Origin of the sequence: uncultured Tateyamaria sp., assembly GCF_947494755.1 — a bacterium.
Lineage (GTDB): Bacteria > Pseudomonadota > Alphaproteobacteria > Rhodobacterales > Rhodobacteraceae > Tateyamaria.
This window is the reverse complement of the sequence record NZ_CANLVZ010000036.1, coordinates 1-3,854: the sequence shown is the minus strand read 5'-3', so window position 1 is coordinate 3,854 and position 3,854 is coordinate 1. Positions and strand designations below refer to the sequence as shown.

General features: G+C 63.7%; 1 protein-coding gene. It reads right to left on the bottom strand.

Annotation, left to right across the window (positions count from 1 at the left end; genetic code table 11):
• The coding region (locus Q0908_RS20195) for a hypothetical protein (protein ID WP_299289086.1) at nt 1–3,854 on the bottom strand (3,854 nt) is incomplete at both ends.

Here is a 3,854-nt window from a genome sequence, read left to right as displayed (position 1 = left end):
CCGACGATGGCGTGGCTGACAAAGGCGTCCACCCCCGTCGCCAGCCAGCCTGCGGGGACGTTCAGTAGGCTTTGTGCGATTCCAACAGTGCCGACCGCCCCGACCCAATTGCCCACCGCGATGCTCGCAAGCGCCTTGAAGGCGGGGCTGATGGCGACTGTCTCTTCGTAGAAATACCTGTGCTGCAGGTCTTGATCGACGAGGCTCAGACCGTCGAGCGCCAGCAGCTCTTCGGGGTAGAGGGCACTGATATCGTCCGCGCCAAAGATCTGCGGCAGCGTATAGCCTTGCGCCGTTGTCACCCCCCGCTCGGCAGGGCTGTCGATCCGGTCGGTGGCGTCCGAATAGACCACCAGCGTTGTCGTCCCGGCCACGTCAAAGGCGATTGTGTCCCCGCCAAAGGACGTCTGCGTGACTGTCTCGTCGAACGAGCGCTCCAGTTCGGTGGTGATGGTCACAAGCCCGGTGTTGTTTTCGGAAAACCGGGTCTCGAGCGTGCTGACAGCGCCCTCGATCACCAGATCGGCCCCGCTGGAGATGGTCAGCGTGCCCTCCGCCCCAAGGCGCGCGCCGATCAGTGCCATGTTGTCCGCCGAGGCGACGCTCAGGTCCACTCCGGCCAGCACATCGGTGCCGGTCGCGATCTCCTGACGCACGAAGGATGATCTGTCCGAGCTGAGCAGCCCCCCGAACCGGGACCGGCTGCGCTGTTCACGATCCTGCTGCACATCCGTGATCGTGCCGAGCCGGACCTGCCCCAGCTCCGAGGCCAGCGTGATGTTCCCGGCGCGGCTGTCAAAGCTGGAGCCTGCCGTGATCAGATCGCCCGCGCTGGTGGTGCCTGCCACGACGCTGATGTCGCCATCGGCTGTGATCTGCGTGCCAGCGTTGGTCACGCTCAGCCGGTCAATCGCGATCCGCTTTTCCGACAGCAGTCCGCTGAATTGATAGTCGTAGGTGTAGGTTTCGATGTCCTGGGCTGCGGTCAGGACGATATCGCGGGCCGCTTGCACGCTCACATTGCCCGCGCTGTCGATCACTGTGCCGACAAATTCCGCGTCAACTCCGCTGGTGATTGCGACATCGCCGCCCGCTTGCAGGGTCGTGACGTTGGCAGTGCTGGTAAACAGGGTTTCCGACCAGTTGCGTCCTGTTCGTGCTTGGTCAAGCACGGCGCTTTGGGCTCCAAAAATGACGTTGCCAGCGGCGTTGACGGTTGCGGACCCGGCGACGTCGACACGCGCGGCTGACAAGGTCGTATCGCCAAGAGAGGTCAGCGACAGCTCACCGCCGATCACGAGCTCCGGCAGGTCCAGACTGACGACCCGGCTGGTTTGGTTGGCCCAGTCATAGGTGCGATCGGTCTCGGCCGCTGCGATGGAGATGTCTCGGACGGCAACAATTCGGGTCGCCCCCCGCGAGGTGACGTCCGTGCCGTGCAGGATGACGTTCTCGGCTGCATTCAAGGCCAGATCGTCACCCGATATCGCACCGCCCCGCAGCGCAATGGCACCCGATGTGGCTTGCAGGATCAGATCGTCGGCAGCCGCAAATACGCCGTTGTCACCGATGATATTGCCAGTTGTGATCGTGAGGTCGGCGTCAGCGCCCGCGGTGGTGACCGGCAGGGCCACCGTTCGCAAGGTCCGTGGCGTGCGGGGCGCGAGGGGGATGGACAAGGCACCCTCGCCGTTCAGGACCAGATCGCTTGGGGCCACATAGTTGGTCGGCGTGGTAAAGTCCGTCTCGAGCGACGCCGACAAGCTGGCGCGGTCTTCGTCGGACAGGACACCAACAGGGGGCGCGCGGGGCGCGTTGTTGGCGCTGACCTCGTCGCCGCTGTTGCCATTCTGGACCAACTCATCGCGGTATTGCAGGCGATCCACGTCCATCAGGGCGTTCGACGTCAGGAATGCCGCCAATGAGGCGCTGTCGTCCCCTTGCGTCGTGCCTTCCTTCAGCATGTCGGCGATGGTGCTGGCGCTGTCCTCGGGCGCAAGCAATTCGGCGAGGTTGGCGGACACGGATGCTGGTCCGGCAAAGGTGCCATTGGGCAAGGCGGTGTCTGTGGGTGCCGCAATGGCTGCAAAGACCGGGGCTGCAACCACGTCCGTCACTTGCAAGCCCGGTATGGCGGTTGATCCCGCCTCGATCCGGCCGTTATTGACGACGCCGCCTGCGTTGATGTCGACTGCACCACCGCCGAGGATGTCACCGATGAGGCGCGACGGGCCGGACGGCGTGACCACATCAACCGCGCCCACGCTGTATGTAACGCTCGAGACCTGCCGGTCCCCGTTATTCTGGCTCGTGATCGGAGCGGTTGTGCGGGTGATCCGGACTTCGAATGCGTTGGAGGTGCCCACATAGCCTGTTTGGTTCACTGTGGCGGCTGTGACGTCGACGGCACCCGATGCCGCGATCAGCCCGGCGTCATTTGACACCTGCCCCGCCAGCGTCAGGTTCAAACCACCGCCCGACGCGATTTCAGGGCGCGCACCTTGCGAGATCACTTCTGTGCCTGAAGCCCACCTCAGACGCCCGCCCCCAAACCCGACCGGGAAGGAGCCGCAGGTCGCATTCGCCAGATCGCTCGGAGATATGAAGTCAGAGCTTATGGACCGGGAACACCCGTCCGGCGGCAATGAGCCGGACCAGGACCGTGCAACCCCGTTCACGGTCACGGTGGTCGGAACGGCGCGCGTGCCGACACTGACATATCTGTTCTCAAGGGCTTGGGCCGAGATCACCAGACCTGTATCCGCCTCGATCAGGGCCGAGATATTGCGCACAGTGCCATTCTCGGCGAACAGCCCCATCAGACCGCCGGATTTCAGGACGGACTGGCTGTTGATGATGTCGCCATCGGTGATCAGCGTCAGCGCGCCACGGCTTTGCAGATGGCCATAGTTGGTGATGGAGCCCGCCAGATCGAGGTAAAGGTCCGTGCCCACTTCGACCCGCTCGTTGCTGGCAATGCTCAGGCCCCCGGATGCCAGAACAATCGCAAGCTGATTCCCGGCCTCGATCCGGGTGAATTGTGCCGCATTCAGCCCGCCGGTGATGGATTGCGCGTCAATGATCAACTCATCCCGCGCGCTCAGATCAAGCCCACCACCCAAGGCGAGCGCGTTGGTCGCCAGAATGTCGACATTTTCAGCCTGAACGGCACCGTTCAATGTGCTTGCACCGCCCAAGGTGAACTGGGCCAGACCCACGCTTTTGAAGGTCCCTTGAGTCGACAACGCGCCACCCGTCTCGACAAGCAATTGGCCACCCGCATGCACACCAGCGCTTGCGCTGTCGGTGTATCCGCCTGCGCGCAGGCTGATGTCTTGGGCCGAGACGAGCCCCGTATTTGTCAGCGTACCGCCCGTGGTCAGCGTGGCAGTATCCATCGCCGACAGGATGCCAGAATTGGCAAATGCACCACCGGAACTGACAACGATCTGCGCGGCGCGCACCGCAGCGGCATTGGACAGGCTGGTTGTTGCAGCCAACGTCAGGCCCGCGTTCGATGTCACCTTGCCGGACAGATCAAGGTCAGTACCTGTCAGCGCCACCTCACCACCATAGATCAGCGCAGTCGGGCCGACCGTCAGCGCAGCCGCATTGACGTCCAATCGGGTCCGCCCGGCCACGCCGCCACTGATCAGGGCCGTGCCTGTGACGTCCGCATCAACCACCCCGCCCTCGACCGTGCCCGACACCGTCAGATCGTCCGCAGTGACGGCAAGCGCCTCTTCGATATCCAGAACGCCGGCTGCAACGACACTGTCCGCCGTTGCGCTGAAGGTTTTGCCTTGAACCGCCGAGCTGCCCGTCAATGTGACCGACGGACCGGCCACCATGTC